20 protein-coding genes and 1 pseudogene are annotated in these 22,268 nt (G+C 39.7%); 10 read left to right on the top strand and 11 right to left on the bottom strand.

The genetic code is table 11. The annotated features are described in order from the left end of the window. Positions 1-61: 61 nt before the first annotated feature. Complete coding sequence (locus BLP46_RS00350) at positions 62-2,755, bottom strand: valine--tRNA ligase (RefSeq protein WP_092973912.1); 2,694 nt, start codon at positions 2,753-2,755, stop codon at positions 62-64. A gap of 397 nt (positions 2,756-3,152) precedes the next feature. On the opposite strand from BLP46_RS00350, the gene ppk1 reads away from it, so the two are divergent. Both ppk1 and BLP46_RS00340 read left to right on the top strand, forming a co-directional pair. After that, positions 3,153-5,288 (top strand): polyphosphate kinase 1, encoded by a 2,136-nt coding sequence (gene ppk1, locus BLP46_RS00345; RefSeq protein ID WP_092973909.1) that lies wholly within the window; start codon positions 3,153-3,155, stop codon positions 5,286-5,288. Positions 5,289-5,301: 13 nt separating this feature from the next. Beyond that, a complete protein-coding gene (locus BLP46_RS00340; protein ID WP_092973905.1) occupies positions 5,302-6,375 on the top strand; it encodes a 6-phosphofructokinase in 1,074 nt (357 codons plus the stop codon). A gap of 91 nt (positions 6,376-6,466) precedes the next feature. Here BLP46_RS00340 and BLP46_RS00335 read toward each other — a convergent pair whose 3' ends face one another. From BLP46_RS00335 to BLP46_RS00305, 7 genes are all read right to left on the bottom strand, one after another. Further along, on the bottom strand, positions 6,467-8,533 hold the full coding sequence (locus tag BLP46_RS00335) for an ABC transporter permease (protein WP_092973901.1): 2,067 nt from the start codon (positions 8,531-8,533) through the stop codon (positions 6,467-6,469). Next, complete coding sequence (locus BLP46_RS00330) at positions 8,511-9,410, bottom strand: ABC transporter ATP-binding protein (protein WP_092973896.1); 900 nt, start codon at positions 9,408-9,410, stop codon at positions 8,511-8,513. Before BLP46_RS00330 ends, BLP46_RS00335 begins: the two co-directional genes overlap by 23 nt. Next, positions 9,403-9,780 carry a GntR family transcriptional regulator gene (locus BLP46_RS00325; protein WP_092973891.1) on the bottom strand — a complete coding sequence of 126 codons (378 nt, stop codon included), beginning with the start codon at positions 9,778-9,780 and terminating at the stop codon, positions 9,403-9,405. Before BLP46_RS00325 ends, BLP46_RS00330 begins: the two co-directional genes overlap by 8 nt. A 264-nt stretch (positions 9,781-10,044) precedes the next feature. Continuing rightward, a complete protein-coding gene (locus BLP46_RS00320) occupies positions 10,045-10,920 on the bottom strand; it encodes an NAD(P)H-hydrate dehydratase (RefSeq protein WP_092973888.1) in 876 nt (291 codons plus the stop codon). A gap of 4 nt (positions 10,921-10,924) precedes the next feature. Next, positions 10,925-11,467 carry a DUF6106 family protein gene (locus tag BLP46_RS00315; protein ID WP_092973884.1) on the bottom strand — a complete coding sequence of 181 codons (543 nt, stop codon included), beginning with the start codon at positions 11,465-11,467 and terminating at the stop codon, positions 10,925-10,927. A gap of 197 nt (positions 11,468-11,664) precedes the next feature. After that, on the bottom strand, positions 11,665-12,300 hold the full coding sequence (locus BLP46_RS00310) for a DUF4097 family beta strand repeat-containing protein (RefSeq protein WP_092973879.1): 636 nt from the start codon (positions 12,298-12,300) through the stop codon (positions 11,665-11,667). 14 nt (positions 12,301-12,314) lie between these two features. Beyond that, positions 12,315-12,605 (bottom strand): hypothetical protein, encoded by a 291-nt coding sequence (locus BLP46_RS00305; protein ID WP_092973876.1) that lies wholly within the window; start codon positions 12,603-12,605, stop codon positions 12,315-12,317. Between the two features lie 332 nt (positions 12,606-12,937). Here BLP46_RS00305 and BLP46_RS00300 point away from each other — a divergent pair, with 332 nt between their 5' ends. The 3 genes from BLP46_RS00300 (at position 12,938) to BLP46_RS00290 (ending at position 16,026) form a co-directional block, all read left to right on the top strand. Further along, complete coding sequence (locus tag BLP46_RS00300; RefSeq protein WP_092973873.1) at positions 12,938-13,843, top strand: glycoside hydrolase family 25 protein; 906 nt, start codon at positions 12,938-12,940, stop codon at positions 13,841-13,843. A 34-nt stretch (positions 13,844-13,877) separates the two neighbouring features. Further along, positions 13,878-14,333, top strand: coding sequence for an S-ribosylhomocysteine lyase (locus BLP46_RS00295; protein ID WP_092973870.1), 456 nt, complete (start codon positions 13,878-13,880; stop codon positions 14,331-14,333). 169 nt (positions 14,334-14,502) lie between these two features. After that, entirely contained in the window at positions 14,503-16,026 is a 1,524-nt protein-coding gene (locus BLP46_RS00290; protein WP_092973866.1) for a M23 family metallopeptidase, read from the top strand. A 120-nt stretch (positions 16,027-16,146) separates the two neighbouring features. Here BLP46_RS00290 and BLP46_RS00285 read toward each other — a convergent pair. Together BLP46_RS00285 and BLP46_RS00280 are read right to left on the bottom strand one after the other, a co-directional pair. Continuing rightward, a pseudogene (locus BLP46_RS00285) lies at positions 16,147-16,305 on the bottom strand (helix-turn-helix domain-containing protein); the annotation flags it as partial. A gap of 267 nt (positions 16,306-16,572) precedes the next feature. Continuing rightward, positions 16,573-16,755 (bottom strand): YlcI/YnfO family protein, encoded by a 183-nt coding sequence (locus BLP46_RS00280; protein WP_092974344.1) that lies wholly within the window; start codon positions 16,753-16,755, stop codon positions 16,573-16,575. A 323-nt stretch (positions 16,756-17,078) separates the two neighbouring features. Here BLP46_RS00280 and BLP46_RS00275 point away from each other — a divergent pair, with 323 nt between their 5' ends. Beyond that, complete coding sequence (locus tag BLP46_RS00275) at positions 17,079-17,456, top strand: helix-turn-helix domain-containing protein (RefSeq protein WP_092973860.1); 378 nt, start codon at positions 17,079-17,081, stop codon at positions 17,454-17,456. Positions 17,457-17,491: 35 nt separating this feature from the next. On the opposite strand, the gene BLP46_RS00270 is transcribed toward BLP46_RS00275, so the two are convergent. Then, complete coding sequence (locus tag BLP46_RS00270) at positions 17,492-17,674, bottom strand: hypothetical protein (RefSeq protein WP_092973857.1); 183 nt, start codon at positions 17,672-17,674, stop codon at positions 17,492-17,494. A 129-nt stretch (positions 17,675-17,803) separates the two neighbouring features. On the opposite strand from BLP46_RS00270, the gene trmL reads away from it, so the two are divergent. The 4 genes from trmL to gpmI all read left to right on the top strand — a co-directional run bounded on the left by trmL (position 17,804) and on the right by gpmI (position 22,102). Beyond that, the gene (trmL, locus tag BLP46_RS00265; protein ID WP_092973854.1) at positions 17,804-18,319 is read left to right on the top strand and encodes a tRNA (uridine(34)/cytosine(34)/5-carboxymethylaminomethyluridine(34)-2'-O)-methyltransferase TrmL; all 516 of its coding nucleotides are present in this window, start codon (positions 17,804-17,806) and stop codon (positions 18,317-18,319) included. 156 nt (positions 18,320-18,475) lie between these two features. Next, positions 18,476-19,684 carry a phosphoglycerate kinase gene (locus BLP46_RS00260; RefSeq protein ID WP_092973851.1) on the top strand — a complete coding sequence of 403 codons (1,209 nt, stop codon included), beginning with the start codon at positions 18,476-18,478 and terminating at the stop codon, positions 19,682-19,684. Positions 19,685-19,704: 20 nt separating this feature from the next. Further along, positions 19,705-20,472 carry a triose-phosphate isomerase gene (gene tpiA / locus BLP46_RS00255; RefSeq protein ID WP_092973848.1) on the top strand — a complete coding sequence of 256 codons (768 nt, stop codon included), beginning with the start codon at positions 19,705-19,707 and terminating at the stop codon, positions 20,470-20,472. Between the two features lie 115 nt (positions 20,473-20,587). Beyond that, a complete protein-coding gene (gene gpmI, locus BLP46_RS00250) occupies positions 20,588-22,102 on the top strand; it encodes a 2,3-bisphosphoglycerate-independent phosphoglycerate mutase (RefSeq protein ID WP_092973842.1) in 1,515 nt (504 codons plus the stop codon). The last annotated feature ends 166 nt before the right edge of the window (positions 22,103-22,268 follow it).

Raw genomic sequence — 22,268 nt, 5'->3', positions numbered from 1 at the left:
ATAAAGATAAAAAGGCTGAGCCGCAAATTAGTATTGCGGTACAGCCTTAATTTAAAATATATCAGTTAAGAGCCTCGATTGCAGCCTGAATGAGTGAAATCTGTTCTCTTTCTTTTGCAGCCTGTCCCTTAACCTTTTCAATTACAGCTTCGGGTGCTTTAGATACAAAGCCCTGGTTGTTAAGCTTGCCCTCGCTTTGAGCAAGGCGCTTTTTAACCTGCTCAAGCTCTTTATTAAGTCTTGCAAGTTCAGCCTTTTTGTCTACAAGCTCGTCCATAGGAATGTAAATCTTTGCGTCGGCAGTAACTATTGTAACCGCACCGTCAATTGAGAAACTGTCTGCAACCTCAACTTCGCTTGCGGAAGCAAGTTTTTGGATAAACTGAGTGCCGTCCTTAAAGGTTTGTGGGAATTTTGTAGCAACATAAACCTTTGCCTTTCTTGACGGTGGTACATTCATCTCGTTGCGGCGATTACGGATTGCACGGATAGCGTCCATAATGCGCTCCATCTCTTTTGCAGCTTCCGGATAGTCGAGAGATGAATTATACTCAGGGTACTTAGCAAGCATAATTGTCTCGCCGCTGTGCGGTATTGTCTGCCAAATTTCCTCGGTAATGTAAGGCATAAACGGATGCAACAATCTCAAAATTTGGTCAAGTACATAAAGGAGCACCTGACGGGCATTTTGTGCATCCTCGCCCTCGCTTGAAAGTCTTGCCTTTACAAGTTCGATATACCAGTCGCAGTAACAATCCCATATAAATTCATATATCTTTTGAACCGCAATTCCGAGTTCAAATTTTTCAAGGTTTTCGTTTACTTCTTTGGCAACGGTGTTAAGGGTTGAAACTATCCATTTGTCCTCGGTTGTAAGAGTTGACGGAAGCTCATTCTTAACATCAAAATCATCAATGTTCATATGAACATAACGAGAAGCATTCCAAAGCTTATTTGCAAAGTTAGCACATGCCTCAACACGCTTTTCGGAGTAACGCATATCATTTCCCGGAGAATTGCCCGTAGCAAGGAAAAATCTGAGCGCATCCGCACCGTATTTGTCAATAACCTCAAGCGGGTCAATTCCGTTGCCGAGTGACTTTGACATCTTAATGCCATTTTCGTCACGAACAATTCCGTGCATAAACACGGTATCAAACGGAGCTTTTCCTGTGTATTCACAGCCTGAGAAAATCATTCTTGCAACCCAGAAGAAGATAATATCATATCCGGTAACAAGTGTGTTTGTAGGATAGAAATACTCAAGTTCAGGAGTTTTATCAGGCCAGCCCAAGGTTGAGAACGGCCAAAGTGCCGAACTGAACCAAGTGTCAAGGGTATCTTCGTCCTGGTGCAAATGAGTCTTGCCGCATTTTGGGCAAACCTTTGGTTCTTCCTTTGCAACAATTACTTCGCCGCAGTCATCGCAATACCATGCGGGTATTCTGTGTCCCCACCAAAGCTGACGTGAAATACACCAGTCTTTGATGTTCTCCATCCAGTTATAGTAAACTTTTTCAAAGCGCTCAGGAATAATTTTTGTTTTTCCGTCTTTAACAACCTTAATTGCAGGTTTTGCAAGAGGCTCCATTTTTACAAACCACTGCTTTGAAACCATTGGTTCGATAGTGGTGTGGCAGCGGTAGCAAGTACCTACATCGTGGGTATGCTCTTTAACCTCTTTAAGGGCACCGATTTCTTTGAGGTCGGCAAGAATAGCTTCTCTTGCCTCCATAGTGGTCATTCCCGCATATTTTCCGCAGTCAAGAACCTCAGGTTCATTTTCGGCGAGCTGTCCCTTTGCCTTTAATTCATTATATTCTTCAACGTCTTTTTTGCCTGTCATATGTCCGTCATAAGTAAAGCAGCGAACAATCGGCAGGTTGCAGCGCTGACCGACTTCAAAGTCGTTAGGGTCATGAGCAGGCGTAATCTTTACAACACCTGTTCCCTTTTCCATATCGGCGTGCTCATCGCAAACAATCGGCAGCTCTTTATTAAGCAGAGGCAAAATAACGTGACAACCGTGCAAGTGCTTGTAACGCTCATCGTCCTTGTTGATTGCAACGGCGGTATCGCCGAGCATTGTTTCGGGACGGGTGGTTGCAATTTCAAGATATTCTCCTGTTTCTTTTACCTTATAAAGCAAATGCCAAAAATGACCGTGTTGTTCTTCATATTCAACCTCAGCATCGGAAATTGACGTACAGCAATGCGGACACCAGTTAACCATTCTGTTGCCGCGGTAAATCTTGCCGTTTTCGTAAAGTCTTACAAAAACTTCTTTAACCGCCTTTGAACAACCCTCATCCATTGTAAAGCGTTCACGTTCCCAGTCACAGCTTGAACCGAGCTTTTTGAGCTGACTTGTAATTCTTCCGCCGTAAACTCTTTTCCATTCCCAAGCACGTTCAAGGAACTTTTCTCTGCCAATGTCCTCTTTGGTGATTCCCTCTTTGCGCATAGCCTCAACTATCTTAGCTTCGGTTGCGATTGAAGCGTGGTCTGTGCCCGGAAGCCAAAGTGCACTGTAACCCTGCATTCTTCTCCAACGAATAAGAATATCCTGCAATGTTTCGTCAAGCGCATGGCCCATATGGAGCTGTCCCGTAATATTTGGCGGCGGCATAACGATTGTATAAGGTTTTTTATCTTTGTCCACTTCTGCGTGGAAGTAGTTGCCTTTCAGCCAGAAGTCATAAATCTTATCCTCAAAGTCCGAAGGCTTGTAGGATTTTGCAAGTTCCTTTGCCATATAGATTCTCCTCAAAATAAATTGCATTTGATATACCTTTTTATTATCGCATTTTCTCCCTGATTTGTCAATTAACGTCGGGTAAAATTTTGCTTTATTCAAATTTTTGATAAAAATAGGTTAAATTGCTTTTAACTGTCCAAATATTTATTTAGCAAGCCCAAAATATTAAACTGATTATCGGGTATACCATAATTACAACATCTGTTTAACTTTCTGAATTTATAAAATGTTTACGAAATTTAACAAAATACAATTCAACTTTACATTATTTTTACAAAATAATACTGGATATTTTCTGATTTATAATGTATAATGAGCACAATGATGTCGTTTTGTACTTAAACGTGCAAAAAAATTCAAAATTAATACAGATTGTAAAGGAAGTGTAATTTAATTGAAAGATAAAAGTTTGATTATAGACAGAGAACTCAGTTGGATAAAATTTAACGAAAGAGTTCTTGAAGAAGCAGAAGCAAAAGACAATCCTATTATGGAACGTATGAGATTCATCTCAATTTTTCAGAATAATTACGATGAATTTTTCCGTGTAAGGGTAGGTTCAATTTCCGACGAAGCGCTTGTAGCCGCTGACAACACCGACGAAGAGTTAAAAAAGGAGTACAAAAAGCAGCTTAAACATATTTTTAAAGCCACATCTGCACTTATGCCGCGCCTAGACAGTGCATTTGAGGGAATACTTAACGACGGAAAAAAATACTTTACCAAAGTAACAGAGGAAACAGCAACCAATGCCGAAAAGGTTGTTTTGCAAAGAATTTTTGAACACGAGGTTGCTCCCTATCTTTCTCCGTTTATTATTGAGAAAAAGCATCCGTTTCCGTTTTTTGACAACGGAGTTCCGGTTGTCGGCGTAACCCTTCAAAAGAAAAACGGCGGTTTTAAATTCGGACTTGTACCGCTCAGAAAATCATTGCCGCGCGCTGTATTTTTGCCGTCAGATAATTGCAGATTTATGCTGATGGAAGACCTTGTTACTATGTTTACCGACCTTTTCTTCGGCAAAAACATAATAACTGAAAAAATAATATTCTCGGTAATCAGAAATGCCGACATTGACGTAAACGAAGGCCTTTATGACTTTGATATGGACTTTCGCTCAACAATGGAAAGACTTATTGAGCTTAGAGGCAGTCTTGCCCCTGTCGAGCTAAAATACAAGGGAAACAACTGCGAAAGGATTCTTAAACATCTTAAGCACAACTTATGCCTTGGCAAAAAACAGCTTTTCAGACAAGAAACACCGATTGATATGGGATTCTTCTCATTGGTAGAGAAAAGACTTGACAAACACAAATATCCAAAGCTCTACTATGTTCCGCTTTCTCCGCAGTATCCGCCTGCACTCCGCAAAGGAAAATTGCTTGACAGAATCAGAAAAAAGGATTTGCTTCTCAATTATCCGTTCGACGATATTCAGGTACTTATCGACTTGCTTGACGAGGCGGCTGTTGACAAACGTGTAAACCAGATTAAAATTTCGCTTTACAGACTTGCCTCAAATTCCAAAATTGTACAAGCACTTAGCAATGCCGCAAAAAACGGTAAAAAAGTCACCTGCCTTGTGGAACTGCGTGCACGTTTTGACGAGGAAAATAATATTGACTGGTCAAAAATTCTTGAGGAATCCGGCTGCAAGATTATATTCGGAATGCCGAACTATAAGGTTCACTGCAAACTGCTGCTTATCGGAATGAATGACGAAAAAGGCGACATCGTGCAGGTTGGAACAGGTAACTTTAATGAATCAACAGCAAGACTGTACACAGACCTTGCACTGTTCACTTCAAATCCCGACATAGTTGCAGACGCACGAGAAGTGTTCAAATGCCTGAAAGAAGGCAAATTTGTTGAAAACAGCAAGGAACTTTTGGTTGCCCCACTCGGACTTAAAACAAAATTAATCTCTCTTATTGACGAAGAAATTGAAAAAGCACGTCAGAACAAGCCGTGTGCAATTGAACTAAAACTAAATTCACTGACCGATAAGGAACTCATAAGAAAGCTTATTGAGGCGTCCACGGCGGGAGTTCCAATCAAGATGGTAATAAGAGGAATTTGCTGTCTTGTTCCGGGAATAAAAGACCAAACGGATAACATTAAAGTATTCAGCATCGTAGGCAGATTGCTTGAACACTCAAGAATATATATTTTCGGCGCAGGCACAGATAAAAAATACTATATTTCGTCCGCCGATTTTATGACCAGAAACACTTCTCAGCGTGTTGAGGTTGCTACTCCTGTTTATGATTATAAAGCAAAGGCAAAACTCAACAGAATTATGAAATGCTGTCTTGCCGACAATACAAAGTCACGTGAAATGAACAGCGAAGCGGAGTATCATCACGTTGTACCTACGGCAAATGCAAAAACGCACAACGCCCAAATGGAGCTGTTTGCCGAGGCATACAGGGAAACCGAAACTGCGGAAAAACGTCAGCAGGAGCGCAAATCACGTTCAAACGCTGCAAATTCTGACGTTAAAAAGAAAGATACATCTGAGAAAAGATAGGAGGCGCGTTACAATGAAAAAAAGAGTTGGAATTTTGACAAGCGGCGGCGATTGTCCGGGTCTTAACGCTGCAATCAGAGGAGCCGCAAAGGCGCTTTACGAGATGTTTGGCGATGAAGTAGAAATTGTCGGTATTTTAAACGGATACACAGGTCTTATTAACGGTGATTACAAAGAAATGAACAAATCCGATTTCTACGGAATCCTCCCTCTGGGCGGAACAATCCTCGGCACCTCACGCCAGCCGTTTAAGACTATACAGGTAGTCGGTGCTGACGGTGTTGACAAGGTTGCAAATATGATAAAGACATATAACAATCTAAGACTCGACTGCCTTTTGACGCTCGGCGGCAACGGAACTCACAAAACGGCAAACCTTCTGTCACAAAAAGGCTTAAACGTTATCGGACTGCCAAAGACTATTGATAATGATATTTTCGGTACAGACAGAACATTCGGCTTCCATACTGCCGTTGACATTGCCTCAGAAGTTTTGGACAGACTGCACACCACCGCAACAAGCCACTCCAGAGTAATTGTTGTTGAATGTATGGGCAACAAAGTTGGTTGGTTGTCGCTGTTTTCAGGCATTGCAGGCGGTGCTGATGTTATCCTCTTGCCCGAACTTCCGTTCTCTTATGAAAAAGTTGCCAAAGCGGTTCTCAAGCGCAAGGCTGATGGGCGTAACTTTGCCATTGTGCTTGTTGCCGAGGGTGCTCTTTCAAAAGAAGAGGAAACATTAAAGCGCAAAACAAGAGTAAAACGCAGAGGCGGAACAAATGTTACTCCTCATGTAACTCAGTATATTGCAGAACACACAGGTATTGAAACCCGCAGTATGATTCCGGGACATTACCTCAGGGGCGGCACACCGTCGGCATATGACAGAGTGCTTGCAACAGAATTTGGCGCATATGCCGCAAAGCTGATAAAGGAAGAAAAATACGGCCTTACCGTAGCACTGAAAAACGATAAGGTAACCTGCAACCGACTTGAAGATATTGCAGGAAAAGCAAAACCCGTACCAAAAGATTATGACTTGATTCAGTACGCAAAGTCTATCGGAATATCTTTCTGTGAAGGTTGATTTTAATTATTTTAAGTCATAATATTATAAAAAACAATTTAAAGTTTAATGCCCCCACAATACAAATTGTGAGGGCATTATTTTTTACTGGTTAGTAGTAAATTTTACCGGATGTTACGCCGGACTCATAAATTACATCGGAATTTGAGTCTTGCTTGTAAGGACAACTTTTATTTGCTGTATTATCTTCACAAAGGACGCCGATTTCTTTTAATACTCGAATTGTATTTTTATATGACAATGGAATAAAGTAATCCTCCGAATTGTCATAAAAAATTTGATTTGTTGGATAAAACAGTCCGAAGCTTAAATCATTTTGAAGTGACTCTTTTGGAATTGACACAGATATTAAGCATACAACGGTATTTTTAGCATTATAGTATTCATCTTCAGAGTAAATATCAGCGGAATATAATTTCTTTGATTCTGCAAGGTCTTTTCCGAGGTCGGCTTCAATATCTTTTCTTAATGCTTCTATTATTTTTTCTTTATCTTCGTCAGCATTTTCAGTACCTTCTTTTTTTGATTTTTTAATCGCAAAACTTGATTCGGTATAATTTGAATTATAAAGAGGTTCAATTACAAAATTCTCTAAAGATGCCGCATCGGCATTCATAATGGCGGAGTATTTCTCGATATATGTTTTTGATGATGTAATGTTATATAATAAGCTATCCATACTTGGATAGTAATCATATATTTTTGCGGAGTATACTCTTGTCACAATTTTACCGTTATTAAGCTTATATGCAAAGCAATAATCCATATTGTCCGTATTCGCAAGGTCAACGGCACTAAGTATAAAGTTGGGCCATATACTGCTGAATTTATCGCTTGAACCTGTTTTAACATAATTACAATAAGCATTATATCCTACAATGATTTCTGATATGCTTTCATTATCCTCAAAGTCTCCTGCGGCGTTTTTGGCAAGCTTATCTATTCTGTCATTGTTCTTGTTATAAACGGAATTTAAATTAATATAGCCTGCACTTTTGACATCGTCAACCTTTGGGATAAAATTATTATAACCGAAGGGGTCAAAATTGCAAACCGCAATAAATGCGCTGACAACTACAATAAGTCCTGCAAGCATAATTGATGATTTAATAAGTTTTTCAAAACCCTTATAAAAAATCAGATGACTTATCACGAATGCAGGAACACTGCCGAGAACAAAACCAAACAGGAATCCTAAATAGCCGTATCCAAACACGTTGAGTGAACCAAACAAACAGCCAAGGAATATACCTACCAAGAATGAAATAAGAATTTTTACAATGTGGCATGGAAGAAAAATTGCAAATGAAGACTGGGCATATTCAAACTTTCTTCTTTTAATAAGCAATGCTCCAGCGCAAATGCATATTATTGAAAATACTATCCAATATACAATGTTTCTTCCATTATAAGCCGCAAGCGGATTAAGTGCATCCTTAAAAAAGCTGTTGCTGAGAAAATCATTATAAAACCCAATAAAAAATGATTTAATTATGCTGTTTATAAACATTGTTGAAACAGGATATGCAATACACGTGATTATAAACATAAACACCGTGTTTAATGTTGTTCCGCAGCATATAGCAAGCAGACCATAAGCCGAAATGCAGGCAACCGAACCCATAATCAAACGCAAATATATCATAGAGGTTTCATTTATCAACGGTTGACCGAAGCACAAAGAGACAATTGATATAATTCCCAAAAAGAATAATGCAGGTATAAGCGTAAATGCAAGCGCTGTAATACAGCGTGTAAAGTACATTGAAATTCTGCCGATTGGCATTGAGCCGTATAAATCAGCCTTTCGTTTGTTATGTAAGTATGAAAATACTCTTATGGTATATATTATTGTAAATACAATTGTCAGGTAATAAATGATTTGTGAAGATATAAATTGAAACGCAACTATCGGAACATTCGCCTTGCCGGTATCTTGCAACAAATTGCCTGCGTAACCCGCCATATTTACGACATCTGAATAGTCTGAGTTTGTATTCAGTATATTTGTCAAAAGTGTGAGGGTTAAAACAACAATAATAAACACTGCCGCAAGTATAGCATACACAGCCAATGTGCCCGAGCAATATTTTAATTCCCACTTAAATAAAGAGAAGGCTGACTTCAATTTGTTTTTAGACGATGTTGTTTGTGTCATATCCTGCTGCCCCCATTTCACTAATAAATATTTCTTCAAGCGTAAGCGGCAAAGCCGAAATGTACGCCGGTTTAAGCGCATTAAGTTTTGGCAAAAACTCCTTTTCGGTACCTCTTATTGTTATATTAAAGACATTTCCGTTTCTCTGGATATTCACGATATTTATGCCGTCAAACATATTAGGCACATCGGGGACTTCCGTAAAGGCAACCTGAACCTTTCTAAGCCCCGTTTTCAGTGAATCAATTTCACGTTCAATAAGCACTTTACCCTTATGCATAAGACACACACGGTCACACAAATCCTCAAGTTCTCGTAAATTGTGCGAAGCAATGACTACTGTCAAATTGTATTCAGCCACGTGGTCAACAATTATTTTTTTAAGCATCTGACGTACAACAGGGTCAAGGCCGTCAAAAATTTCGTCAAGAAACAGATATTTTGGACAGGTCGAAAGTGCCAAGATAAGGGCAGCCTGCCTTTGCATTCCTTTAGACATATTAATAATCTTTGCATTTGTATCAATCGGAAACAAAGTGCAATAGTGTACAAATTGATTTTCGTCCCAATTCGGATAAAGATTTCTGTAAAGAAATGCTACATTATTAATTGTGCTGTTATTATAAAAAAACGGAAAGTCGGGCACAAAGTAACATTCTCCCTTTACAGCAGGGTTATCAAACAACGGAGCTGAATTTATGGTTACTTCTCCGTTGTCGGGTTGGTAAACTCCCGAAAGCACACGAAGCAAAGTAGATTTTCCGCTGCCGTTGCTGCCCACAAGACCCAAAACAGAGCCCTCGGGAATAGAAAGTGAAATATTATCAACCGCTACTACTTTATCAAACCGTTTCGTAAGGTTTTGGATTTCAATCAATACTTTCCCCTCCTTCAAAAGTATCCTCAATTATTTTAATAAGTTCTTCTTTATTTACTCCAAAATTAAGTGCATTTTCGCATGCGCCCTTAAACTCATCAACCGCAAGCAATTTTGCCGCAGAGTTTTCTGAAAGTGCTTCGGTAATGTAGCTTCCTCTGCCCACAACCGAGTATATATAACCACGGTTCTCAAGTTCCCTGAAAGATTTGGCAACTGTATTCGGATTAATTCCGAGCTGGGTAGCCAAAGTTCTTACCGCAGGAATCCTATCACCGGGTTTTAACACGCCGGCTGAGGCAAGTTTTATGATGTTAGTACAAATTTGTTCGTAGATTGGAATACGTGAAGCAAAATCTATTTGAAACACAACAGTCCTCCCTCCTTAAAACTAATTGTATTAATTTATTTAGTACGCTTATATATTAATATGCATAAAACAAAAAGTCAATGCATTTCTCATAAACAAATTATAAAATTTTGTGCTTATATTTTGTACATCTTAACTAATCGCATAATTTTCCAAACAAAATAAATACCAACGGGACTATATTTCCGCCTTATAATTATCAATAAAGTAAAAGCGACCGCAATTCTATTTGAATTATACAGTCGCTTATTTTTAAAATATTAATTATAAAATTTTGCATCTCTCGTATGCAAGCGGAATACAATCTATCAAATCCGTAGGCAGCATAGAAATTTTGCCTAATTTTTCTGCCGCAATATCTCCTGCAAGCCCGTGGAGATATACCGCCGCAGAAGCAGCCTCAAACAATTCCGCTCCCTGAGCAACAAGTGAGGCGGTCATTCCGGCAAGAACATCGCCGCTGCCGCCGGTTGCCATTCCGGAATTTCCTGTCGGATTTATCAAAATTCTTCCGTCAGGTGAAGCAATTACAGTTCCTGCACCCTTTAAAACGGTTACAACACCGAATTTTTTCGCAAAAGACTTTGCGGTTAGTTCTCTGTTTTGGTTGACCTGTTTTGCGCTTAAATCCACAAGACGTGCCATCTCGCCCGGGTGCGGTGTTATAATGATTGGTGCTTTGGCAGATTTTAATACATCTGTATTTTCGCAAATACAATTGAGAGCATCTGCGTCTAATATCATGGGCTTTTTGCAATTTTCTATAAAAGAATTAACAATTGATTTTGTATCATCACAAACAGAAAGTCCGCAACCTATTAGCACTGCGCTTGACTTACCTGCTTCTTCAAGTAAAAAATCTAAATTTGACACAGCCATTTTTCCGTTTGAGGTCTCGTCAAGCGGAAAATAAACGCTTTCCAAGATTTGTGAAGCCGCAATCGGATAAATGCTCTTCGGCAAAGCGGTCTTCAACAAGCCGAGTCCGCATCTCAATGCCGACTTGCCTGCCATTATTGCCGCTCCTGCCATTCCGTAGCAACCGCAAATGCATAAAAGAGAGCCGAGCGTACCCTTGTTGGCATCGTCGGGGCGGTTAAAAACAGCCTTTTTTACTGTATTTATGTCTGAAAACTGCATAAAATCAACCTACGTTTCTGTTGTAAAACAGCTTAATTACAATGTCCTTTTTAAGATACGGCTTCATTCCCTGAAGAATTTGCTCGTTCGGAGAAAATATCAACAAACATTTTCCATAGGCAGGGCTGTTAAATACAGCATAGTAATTGTCATCCTTTGCGTCAACGTCTCTTGCGGCAATAAATGTTTTGGTGAAACGCATATTATTGATTATGTCCTCGTTTTTTTCAAGCTTATCAATCTCTCTGATAGGAACTTTGCAGACCTTTTTGCGTTTGCGAAGTGAAATTATCTTTGAAATGTCAAGTTCATCGCCCGCAACCGAGTATTCAAACTCTACTTTTTGTGACGAAAATACATACCAAACAAGGTATATTCCGCCTAAAAACAGAAACAAACCTACGTATATCATATATGATGTAATTACGTAAGCAAGCATAATGCAAATTACGGGAACTGTTATCAAAAGTAAAACCGCAACTATTTTTATAATAAGATTTTTGAGTTTATTTTTACGTTTTACAACCTGTTCATTAAAGCCTTCCAATTTTAATTCTCCTTAAACAATATATTACATTATATCATAGCACATCAAACACCAAATTTGCAAGTTTTTTGATACTAAGCCAAAAAACTTGCTGTATTCATATTATTGTGCAAATGAAAAATTCCTGTCTGCAAAAACTCGGCGCAGAGCACACTTGCATTTGCAAACAGGAACAAGGCTATTATTAATCTATTATGTTAATTTATTTCAAGGTTTCCTATACCCGAAGAAACTTCAATATTGCAGCTTCCGCCGCCAAAGGTATAATAATCTCCGCTTTTGGTGTATTCATCCGCAATAAGCTTTCCAAGACCTGTTGAAAATTTCAACTTGGCACCCTTGCTTTTGTCAAGGCCGAGAGTAGTATTGCCGGTACCCGTTTCAATTTTAACATTTTCCATCGTAACCTTATCAATATTTATATTTGCAACACCTGTACTTATTTCTATATCTGCATTTGACGGAACCTCAACAGTTAAATTCTTGTTTGATTTAAAAATATGCTTAAAATTAAATCCGGATTCACTAAATTCAATTTTCAGTGTTTTATCCTCAATATACCAATGCAGTTTTTCGGGATCGGTAAGGTCATCCTTATCTTCACTTACCGACAATTCTCCGGAATCGCTTGACTTTACATTAACATTGCCGACCGCCCAATCAATGTTTATCTTATCAACATCCTTGGCTTGGTATTTAAAATTACCAGAAGTGTAATTATCGGAACTTTCGGATTTTGACTCGCCGATGTTGATATTGATGTCGGTACAACTTGTAAAGAACATTGCAGAAACAACTAAAAGCAGTACAAGCACAAGTTTAGCCTTTTTCATAACAAACAGCCCTCCTATTTTTCATTGAAAGTACAACCTATTTTTCGTTCAACGCTGTTTTCAACAGATTTTCTGACCTCCGCTTTGAGGCGTTCAAGCGGAGTATCTTTTTTGCTGATAATCTCATTCGGAGTCAGTTTTTGCGGTGTAAGGTTTGACGCGCCGCTTTGCGAATGCATTCTTATAACAATATTTTCGTGTTGAATCAGAGCAAACAACTGGCTGAGCGACTGACACTCATCAATAGCTTTTAAAAGCTGCGCTTTTGACTTTTTCTTGTAACCGCTCACGCCAAAGTTCTTCACCCAATCACCATCCCTTTGAAAATTCTGTCGAAAAAATAAAAATATATAAATATATTATACTTAATTCGTACAATATTTTCAATACTGTTTTTTACATTCATTGTTTACATATTTTTAATTATATGTTATGCTCATTATGATTTAAGTGCAAATGTCCCCTGCTTATAAGGCAACAGGTGACGCATCAGAGTTTCATTTGGAGTTATAATCTCAGTGAAACTCCGAGGGGTTAAAGCTTCTTTGCACTGTTTAAAATCGATTGCAAGCTCAGCTATCTGTAAGCAAAGCGGAGCTTGCTTCGATTTAAATGATTTAGGAATGGAGTATTTGAAATGAAAAAATTGTTATGTCTTTTATTGGGCGGCACTATTGCCCTGAGCGTTTTGCTAAGCGGCTGCGGTTGCAGCGATTCTTCGGCACAGGATTCAGATTCATCGCAATCAGTTGAACCTACCGATACAAAAGTTAAAACCACGGGTTCAAAAGTACATATTAACGACAGCTCCCTCGGTGATATATGGATCAGCGAGCTTGATGGCGTTCCTCTAAACAAACTGGATAACAATAATTTCACATCAGACGACAGTTTTAAGTATTACAGTGAAAACGGACAGCCTGCTTCAAAAGAGGGCATTGACATCTCTTATTACAGCGGCGACATTGACTGGGACAAGGTTAAACAGAGCGGCATTGATTTTGTAATGGTAAGATTGGGCGGAAGAGGCTACGGCAACGACGGTCCGCTTTATACTGACGAAAGAGCCGTTGAGTATCTTAACGGAGCAAAAAAGGCAGGGCTTAAGGTTGGCGCATACTTATTCTCTCAGGCGACCACCAATGATGAAGCAGTTGAAGAGGCTTCATATGTAAAGGAAATACTCGGCGACATAAAACTTGACTATCCAATCGCTTTTGACTGGGAAATTATCAAAAACGACAATGCAAGAACCGACTCGGTTTCTGCTAACCAGGCTACTCAATGCGCAAAGGCATTTTGCGAAAAAATCAAAGATTACGGATACAAACCGATGATTTATTCACCAAGCCGTGAACTGTATTTTAAATATGATCTGTCACAACTTGCTGATTTTGATATATGGTACTGTGAATATGCCGATGTACCGACATTCTACTATGAGTTTTCAATGTGGCAATACTCAGCCACAGGAACGGTTGACGGAATTGACGGTCCTGTCGATTTGAATATCTGCTTCACAAGCGTTGCAGACTATGACTGATAACGAAAAATAATATTAAAGGAATGAGATTATTATGAAGAAAATTGCAAGTTTTACAATCAACCACAATACTCTTAATCCGGGCGTTTATGTTTCCAGAATTGACGGAGATATTACAACCTATGATATGAGGTTTATAAAGCCCAACACTCCCCCATTTTTGCCAAATCCCGTTATGCACACAATTGAGCACCTCTTTGCCACATATGCAAGAAACAGCAAATATGCCGACAACGTAATCTATTTTGGTCCTATGGGATGCAGAACCGGTTTTTATTTTCTCGTAAGAGATTTAACTGAGGAACAGGCACTCGAACTTATTAAAGGAACAATTAAAAAGTGCTCTGAACACGACGGAGAGATTCCCGGAACAACCGCCGTTGAGTGCGGAAATTATAAAGAACACGACAAAGAGGGAGCAAAAATTGCTCTGAAAGAATATTACAATTTGTTGAAAGATTACAAAGCTGAAAACTTAAAGTATAATTAATTTGAAGAAATATTATATACTATTGCTTGTATCACTCTTTTTGTATTAATTATTTTGTCAATTATCACGATATTTATTTCTCTTATTGAAATTTTGTTACAATTTGTTATAATTATACCATAGTCTTTGTTACAAAAATGTAACGGTTAATGAGATAGGAGAAATTATTTTGAAAACCAAATTCATTAGCATAGACGGCTTTAATGAAATTGAAGATTTGCATACCACAAAAAAGCTGCCAAAGCGTAAAGGTGAGCTTAACACAGCTCAAAAGACGGTTCGTTTTGTAAAAAGAGCTGCAAAACTTTATAAGCAGTCCGCAAAATCCAATTCAAAAAAGCCTGTAACAAAATCCCGTCCTGTAAAGAGAACAGCTCCAAAGGTTATGTCAACCACAGCCCTTGACAAGATTTATAATGAAAACAGACAGGGTAAATTCAGTGAATTTAACGGCTCTGCAAAAGAGTCCATTACAAGCATAGTAGCCAAGAATAACGCTAAATATGCACACAGCGCACCAAATGACACCTATCGCACACATACTCTTTTAAAAAGAAGAGCGGTGCTTGCAGGCGTTGCCTGTCTTACAACGGTTATGATTTCGTGTGTTACTGTTGCAAGTGCTCTTGATAACCCGAACGGCAGCGTTCAAAACGCTGTACAAAATCAAACAACTCAGTCAAGCCAGTGTCAAACGGAGCCTGAAGCAATGCAGGCTTTCTCTGACAACTATGCTTATATGGCAACAGATGACGAGGCTAATAACTTTAATTATCAGGAAAGCGTTATCAACCCTGAAATCAGGTTAAACTCAGGTTTTGCGGGACTTTATATTGATGACAAGCTGATTGGCGCAACAAGTCATGTTGACGAGCTCAAGTCTGCTCTTGATAAGGTTTTGACCGACTATCGTGCAGATTATGACGAGGGAACAACAACAGAATTTGCAAATAAGGTTGAGGTTAAAGCGGGCAGCTTTAACGACAGCGAACTTATGAGTGTTGACGACATTATGGCGGCAGCCGACGGCAAATTCTCAATTTCACTTTCAACCGATATGGTATACAATACTGAGCTTGCTTATGATACTGAAACAGAATATGACGACTCTGAAAACGCTTCTTATGAAAAAGTAAAGACAGAGGGCGAAAACGGTGAAGCTCAGGTAACAATCAGAACTACATTTGTTGACGGCGTACAAACCGATGCAGTTGTAAGCGATACAAAGGTAATAAAAGAGGCTAAGGACGAAGTAATCGTTAAAGGTTCAAAGGGCGGTGTTACCGACACAAGCGCTTCGGGCTCTTCATCAGGTCAATTTATTTGGCCTCTTCCCTATACTCACACGCTCACAAGTAACTTTGAGTGGCGCTGGGGCAGAATGCATTGGGGAATTGATATTTCCGACGGAGGCGTATACGGACAACCGATTATTGCTGCCGACGGCGGAACAGTAACCTTTGCGGGAAACACAGGCGGCGGTTACGGCAACTTTGTAATAATTGACCACGGCAACGGCTACCAGACAATTTACGGTCACGCAAGCGAACTGGCTGTAACAACAGGTCAGTCGGTTGCACAAGGAGATACTATTGCATATGTCGGCTCAACCGGAAATTCGACAGGACCTCACCTCCACTTTGAAATTGTTGAAAATGGAGAAAAGGTTGACCCGCTCAATTTTGTAAGTTGATATTTGTTAACGTTTTATCCTCCCGAATTGTCGGGAGGATTTTTGCATAATAAAAAACGCCCGGAATACCGAGCGTTTTCATCAATTGATAAATTAATATCATTTATTAATCTTTAAACATCATCTGTTGGTTTTAAGATTATCAGTTCTTCTCAAAATGTAGTCAACTGACACATCAAAATAATCCGCAATGGCAATTAAAGCAGCATAATCAGCGTGTCGGGTATCACTTTCATAACGACTTACAGTATTTTGATTCATATTTAAATCAAATGCAGTCTTTGCTAAGTTGCACCCTTTTTATGCGAACTTCCTCTATTCTTGTCTTTGATACCACATTCTCACCATTGACACATTATACTGATGCATTATAACGGTATGAACGGTATATTAATATGTAGTAAAATAAAAATCAAATTTGCCTGAGCCTAAAAATCTTAGTTAAAGCATAAACAAATTAGTATACGTGATACAAAGTTCGGCACACCATATAATACATTTATGTTGCATAATGTTTAAATGATCTAATAAAATATTCGATAATTTTCAATTCTCTTCCTCATCTTCCGACAAATTTTCAAGCGCAACTCTTACCGCTTCCACAACAAATGCAGAGAATGTACATTCCGTTCCTACTATTGCCTTTTCGACTTCTTCTATTACTTCGTTCGGAAATCTGATACTTTTGCTTGTGGACTGGGGAACCTTTGGAATTTTGAATTTTCTCATAATGAACTCCTGTGCTACTTTTTTTAATCGGAGCAATGCACTGCTTTGCTTGCAAGAAACAAAGTCTGCGGTTGATTGCAAGCAGTACAAAGAAGAATCAGCTCCTCAGAATTTCGATACGTGATTATAATTCACAATAAAATTCTGATGTGCACTCGCCGCCTCAGAGGCGGTGAACATTTGCACTTAGTTTATAATACTATTTTATTATATTTTTTATAAAATTGTGTGTTTCTTTTTGTAACACACAATGTATTGCATAACCACTATATTAGTGTTATAATAATTTTTGGACAATAAATCCAAAGAAAGAGGTATAATTTATGACATTCGGAGAATATATTTACGAAAAAAGAAAAAAGAACGGTTTTACAATACGGGAACTGTCAGGAATGATATCAGCATCTCCTTCATATATAAGCGGAATTGAAAGAGGAACACGCACTGCACCTAACAGTGATATTCTGAAAAAGTTCTCTGATGCATTTGCATTAAGCGACGAAGAAGAAGCCAAAATGATGGACTTAGCCGCAAAGACAAAATCTGCGCCTACTGTTCCCAGTGATATATTGCCATACATAAACGAAAATAATATTGTTCATAAAGCAATAAGAACTGCAATGCAAAACAATATCTCCGATGACGAATGGGAAAAATTCATTGAACATATTACAAACACAGAACCCAAAAATTACTTTTAAAGTAACGGCTGACGAAAATTCGTCAGCCGTCTTTGTTACTTAAACATATACTGAGCCGTATCCATAATGCTTTCAAAAGTTTTATATGCCTTGTTGGCTTTCTTTTTGAACTTTGGATTATCATCAACAGCCTTTTTGCCCACATAACCTACGGCAACGCCGGCAGCCAAACCTATGGCTGCTCCCTTTACCATATTAACCATCGGATTTGCAGTCATTTTTTCATCTCCCTGAATATATTGCCGAACTGACGGCAGTTTACTTGACAAGAAAAATATCTTGCTTTATTATTGTTTGCGAATTAAAATATAATAAAACAGATTTTAATAAAAACGGAGTGATAAATCTTGGCAAAACTCAATCTTGTGCTTGTTGAACCCGAAATTCCGCAGAACACCGGAAACATAGCACGAACATGTGCGGCAACCGGAGCCAGACTTCACCTTGTTAAGCCGCTCGGATTTGCAATTGACGACAGAAAGCTAAAACGTGCGGGGCTTGATTACTGGCACTTTCTCGATATTACATATTATGAAAACATTGATGATTTTTTTGAAAAAACAAAGGGCGGAAAATATTTCTTTTTTTCAACAAAAGGAACTCACCGCCATTCGGATGTTGAATTTCCCGACAACTGCTATCTTTTGTTTGGCAAAGAAACCAAAGGTTTGCCGGAAGAACTGCTGCTAAAACATCCCGACAACACACTGAGAATCCCGATGATAGACGAAGCGCGCAGTCTGAACCTTTCAAATTCGGTTGCAATTGCGGCTTATGAAGTGCTCAGACAATGGGATTATCCGGAATTGCTGAACAAAGGCGAGCTTCACAACCACAAGTGGAGCGAAGCGGAAAATAATTAACGATTTTTTGATTTTATCTCTTTTAGTAATATAACCCATATCCATAAAAAATTGCAGATTTCTATTGATAAAAAACATATTTTGATATATAATAATTTTGTATGTGAAAATACTAAATTTTTACAATATTCTTCTAAGACGAAAGGATTGAACTTAATGAAACTTAACAAAGTTACAGTTGACGACATTAATGTAAAAGGCAAAAGAGTGCTTGTTCGTGTTGATTTCAACGTACCTCTTAAGGACGGCGTTATCACAAACGACAATCGTATTACAGCTGCTCTTCCGACAATCAAGAAGCTTGTTGCTGACGGCGGCAAGGTTATCCTCTGCTCACACCTCGGCAAGCCGAAGAACGGTCCGGAAGCAAAGTTCTCACTTGCTCCTGTTGCAGCAAGACTTTCAGAGCTTTTGGGCAAAGACGTTGTTTTTGCCGATGACGACAACGTAGTAGGTGAAAACGCTAAGAAGGCTGTTGCCGAAATGAAAGACGGCGACGTTGTACTTCTTCAGAACACTCGTTTCAGAAAAGAAGAGACAAAAAACCTTGAGCCATTCTCAAGCGAGCTTGCTTCTCTTGCTGATATTTTCGTTATGGACGCTTTCGGTTCTGCTCACCGTGCTCACTGCTCAACAGCAGGTGTTACAGACCACATCAAGGAAACCGCAGTAGGTTACCTTATGCAGAAAGAAATCAACTACCTCGGCAATGCCGTTGAAAATCCTGTTCGTCCGTTTGTTGCTATCCTCGGCGGCGCAAAGGTTGCAGACAAGCTTAACGTTATCTCTAACCTTCTTGAAAAGTGCGACACACTTATCATCGGCGGCGGTATGGCTTATACATTCCTCAAAGCTCAGGGCAAAGAAGTAGGTCTTTCACTTGTTGACGAAACAAAGATTGACTACTGCAAGGAAATGATGGCAAAAGCTGAGAAACTCGGCAAAAAGCTCCTTCTCCCTGTTGACACAACTATTGCGGCAGGCTTCCCTGACCCAATCGACGCACCGATTGACGTTAAGGTTGTTGACGCTGACAACATTCCTGCAGACATGGAAGGCCTTGACATCGGCACAAAGACTCAGGAATTGTTTGCAGACGCTGTAAAGAACGCAAAGACAGTTGTTTGGAACGGTCCTATGGGCGTATTTGAAAACCCAACTCTTGCAAAGGGCACAATTGCTGTTGCAAAGGCTCTTGCAGATACAGACGCTACAACAATCATCGGCGGCGGTGACAGCGCAGCTGCTGTTATTCAGCTTGGCTTTGCTGACAAGATGAGTCACATCTCAACAGGTGGCGGCGCTTCTCTTGAATATCTTGAGGGCAAGACTCTTCCGGGCATTGCAGTAATCGCTGACAAATAATTTTGAAAGGCTGAATAAAAATGGATAAGACTAAAAGAAAAGCCGTTATAGCCGGCAACTGGAAAATGAATAAAACACCAAGCGAAGCAAAAGAGCTTCTCACAGCCATTGTTCCTGCAGTTAAGGACGCTGACTGCGAAGTTATCGCTTGTGTTCCGTATGTAGACCTCAGCGTTGCTATTGAAACAACAAAGGGTACAAACGTTAAAATCGGCGCAGAAAACTGCCACTGGGCAGAAAAAGGCGCATTTACAGGCGAAATTTCAACAGGTATGCTCAAAGAAATGGGCGTTGAATATGTAGTTCTCGGTCACAGCGAAAGAAGGCAGTACTTCGGCGAGACTGACGAAACAGTAAACAAGAGAACAAAGGCTGCCCTTGCAGCAGGACTTAAGCCAATCGTTTGTGTTGGTGAGTTGCTTTGGGAGCGTGAATGTGACATCACAGAAGAGGTTATTGCAAGACAGATTAAGCTTGACCTTTTTGATGTAACAGAAGAAGAGGTTCTTAACACAATAATCGCTTATGAACCGGTTTGGGCTATCGGCACAGGCAAGACAGCTACTGCAGAGCAGGCTGAAGAAGTTTGCGGATTTATCCGTTCAACTCTTGCAAAGCTTTATAGCCAGGATGTTGCAGACGCTGTGACAATTCAGTACGGCGGTTCAATGAACGACTGTAACGCTGACGAGCTTCTTTCAAAGAAAGACGTTGACGGCGGACTTATCGGCGGTGCTTCACTTGTTGCAGAGAAATTTGCTGCAATTGTAAAGGCTGCAAGCAAATAATTTTAACGCAAAGAGGGCGTACATTGTACGCCCTTTATAATTCTGGACTGCAAAATTTCTTTTGCATCAGATATTGACTGCGTTGTTTAGCAATTCATCGGAAAGGATTTTAATTATGAAAAAACCTTTGTTATTAATGATACTTGACGGTTTTGGCATTGGCAAGCACGACAACACAAATGCTATTTTTAATGCCAAAAAGCCAAATATAGATAAGCTTTTCTCGTCAAACCCAATCACTCAGATTGGTGCTTCGGGAATGGACGTTGGCTTGCCTGACGGACAGATGGGCAACTCTGAAGTCGGCCACACAAACATCGGTGCAGGCAGAATCGTATATCAAGAGCTTACAAGAATTACAAAGACAATTAACGAGGACAAGCTTAAAGATAACGAAGCCATTGTCGGCGCTATGGACAGCGCACTTAAAAACGGCACCGCACTCCACCTTATGGGACTTCTCTCAAGCGGCGGCGTTCACAGCCATAACACACATCTTTACGGTATTCTTAAACTTGCGAAGCAAAAAGGCCTTGACAAGGTTTACATTCACGCTTTTCTTGACGGACGTGATGTTCCGCCGTCAAGCGCAGCAGAATTTGTTGAAGAGTGTATGAAAGAGACCGAGAAAATCGGCGTTGGCAAAATTGCAACCGTTATGGGCAGATATTATGCAATGGACCGTGACAACCGTTGGGACCGTGTTGAAAAAGCATATGCCGCAATGGTTTACGGTGAAGGCGTTGAAGCCGATTGCCCTGTTTGTGCAGTTAAGAACTCATATGCACAGGAAGTTACAGACGAATTTGTTGTTCCTGCTGTAATTAAGGGCGGCGCAACAATTAAGCCAAACGACAGCGTAATTTTCTATAACTTCCGTCCTGACAGAGCAAGAGAAATAACAAGAGCTCTTGTTGACCCGGATTTCAAGGGATTTGAAAGAAAGAACGGCTTCTTCCCTCTCAACTACGTTTGCATGACACAGTACGACGCTACAATGCCGAATGTAGAAGTTGCGTTCAAGCCTCAAACTCTTGAAAATACGCTTGGCGAATACATTTCAAACCTCGGTATGGAACAGCTCAGAATTGCAGAAACAGAAAAATACGCACACGTTACATTCTTCTTTAACGGCGGCGTAGAAAAGCAGTATCCGGGCGAAGACAGAATCCTTGTTAAGTCACCTGCTGTTGCAACTTATGACCTTCAGCCAGAAATGAGCGCATACGAAGTTACAGACAAACTTGTTCCCGCAATAAAAAGCGGCAAGTATGATATGATTATTCTTAACTTTGCAAACTGCGATATGGTTGGACACACAGGCGTATTTGAAGCCGCAGTAAAAGCTGTTGAGGCTGTTGACACCTGCGTAGGCAAAGTAATTGACGCTGTAAAAGAAATGGACGGCGTTGCACTTATCACAGCTGACCACGGCAATGCTGATAAGATGATTGACGATGACGGCGAACCTTTCACAGCGCACACAACAAATCCTGTTCCGTTCTGCGTAGTAGGATATGACTGCGAACTCAGAGAAGGCGGCAGACTTGCTGACATTGCTCCTACAATGCTTCAGATTATGAACCTGCCCCAGCCTAAGGAAATGGACGGCAAAAGCCTTATTAAATAATAATTGTATTTTCATATAATATACTTAATTAACTGCTGCAAGTAAAAGGACTGCTTGCGGCAGTTTTTTATTTAAAATCCTAAGTAAGGCTTACGCATTAATGCTTGTATACAAAATTTGTACAAACAAGAAACGCTTCAACCGTTTTATCATAAAGAGACTAAGT

The sequence above is a fragment of the Ruminococcus sp. YE282 genome (genome assembly GCA_900101355.1).
GTDB lineage: Bacteria > Bacillota > Clostridia > Oscillospirales > Acutalibacteraceae > Ruminococcoides > Ruminococcoides bromii_A.
The sequence above is the reverse complement of the archived record's forward strand: the minus strand, read 5'-3'. Positions and strand labels throughout refer to the sequence as shown.

What these genes read in the sequence shown, in the direction of transcription:
- BLP46_RS00310 (WP_092973879.1), bottom strand. Translation starts at nt 12,300, where the DNA reads ATGAAAAAGGCTAAACTTGTGCTTGTACTGCTTTTAGTTGTTTCTGCA.
- BLP46_RS00300 (WP_092973873.1), top strand. Translation starts at nt 12,938, where the DNA reads ATGAAAAAATTGTTATGTCTTTTATTGGGCGGCACTATTGCCCTGAGC.
- BLP46_RS00340 (WP_092973905.1), top strand. Translation starts at nt 5,302, where the DNA reads ATGAAAAAAAGAGTTGGAATTTTGACAAGCGGCGGCGATTGTCCGGGT.
- tpiA (WP_092973848.1), top strand. Translation starts at nt 19,705, where the DNA reads ATGGATAAGACTAAAAGAAAAGCCGTTATAGCCGGCAACTGGAAAATG.
- BLP46_RS00350 (WP_092973912.1), bottom strand. Translation starts at nt 2,755, where the DNA reads ATGGCAAAGGAACTTGCAAAATCCTACAAGCCTTCGGACTTTGAGGAT.
- gpmI (WP_092973842.1), top strand. Translation starts at nt 20,588, where the DNA reads ATGAAAAAACCTTTGTTATTAATGATACTTGACGGTTTTGGCATTGGC.
- BLP46_RS00275 (WP_092973860.1), top strand. Translation starts at nt 17,079, where the DNA reads ATGACATTCGGAGAATATATTTACGAAAAAAGAAAAAAGAACGGTTTT.
- BLP46_RS00335 (WP_092973901.1), bottom strand. Translation starts at nt 8,533, where the DNA reads ATGACACAAACAACATCGTCTAAAAACAAATTGAAGTCAGCCTTCTCT.
- BLP46_RS00260 (WP_092973851.1), top strand. Translation starts at nt 18,476, where the DNA reads ATGAAACTTAACAAAGTTACAGTTGACGACATTAATGTAAAAGGCAAA.
- BLP46_RS00280 (WP_092974344.1), bottom strand. Translation starts at nt 16,755, where the DNA reads ATGAGAAAATTCAAAATTCCAAAGGTTCCCCAGTCCACAAGCAAAAGT.
- BLP46_RS00270 (WP_092973857.1), bottom strand. Translation starts at nt 17,674, where the DNA reads ATGACTGCAAATCCGATGGTTAATATGGTAAAGGGAGCAGCCATAGGT.
- BLP46_RS00295 (WP_092973870.1), top strand. Translation starts at nt 13,878, where the DNA reads ATGAAGAAAATTGCAAGTTTTACAATCAACCACAATACTCTTAATCCG.
- BLP46_RS00320 (WP_092973888.1), bottom strand. Translation starts at nt 10,920, where the DNA reads ATGCAGTTTTCAGACATAAATACAGTAAAAAAGGCTGTTTTTAACCGC.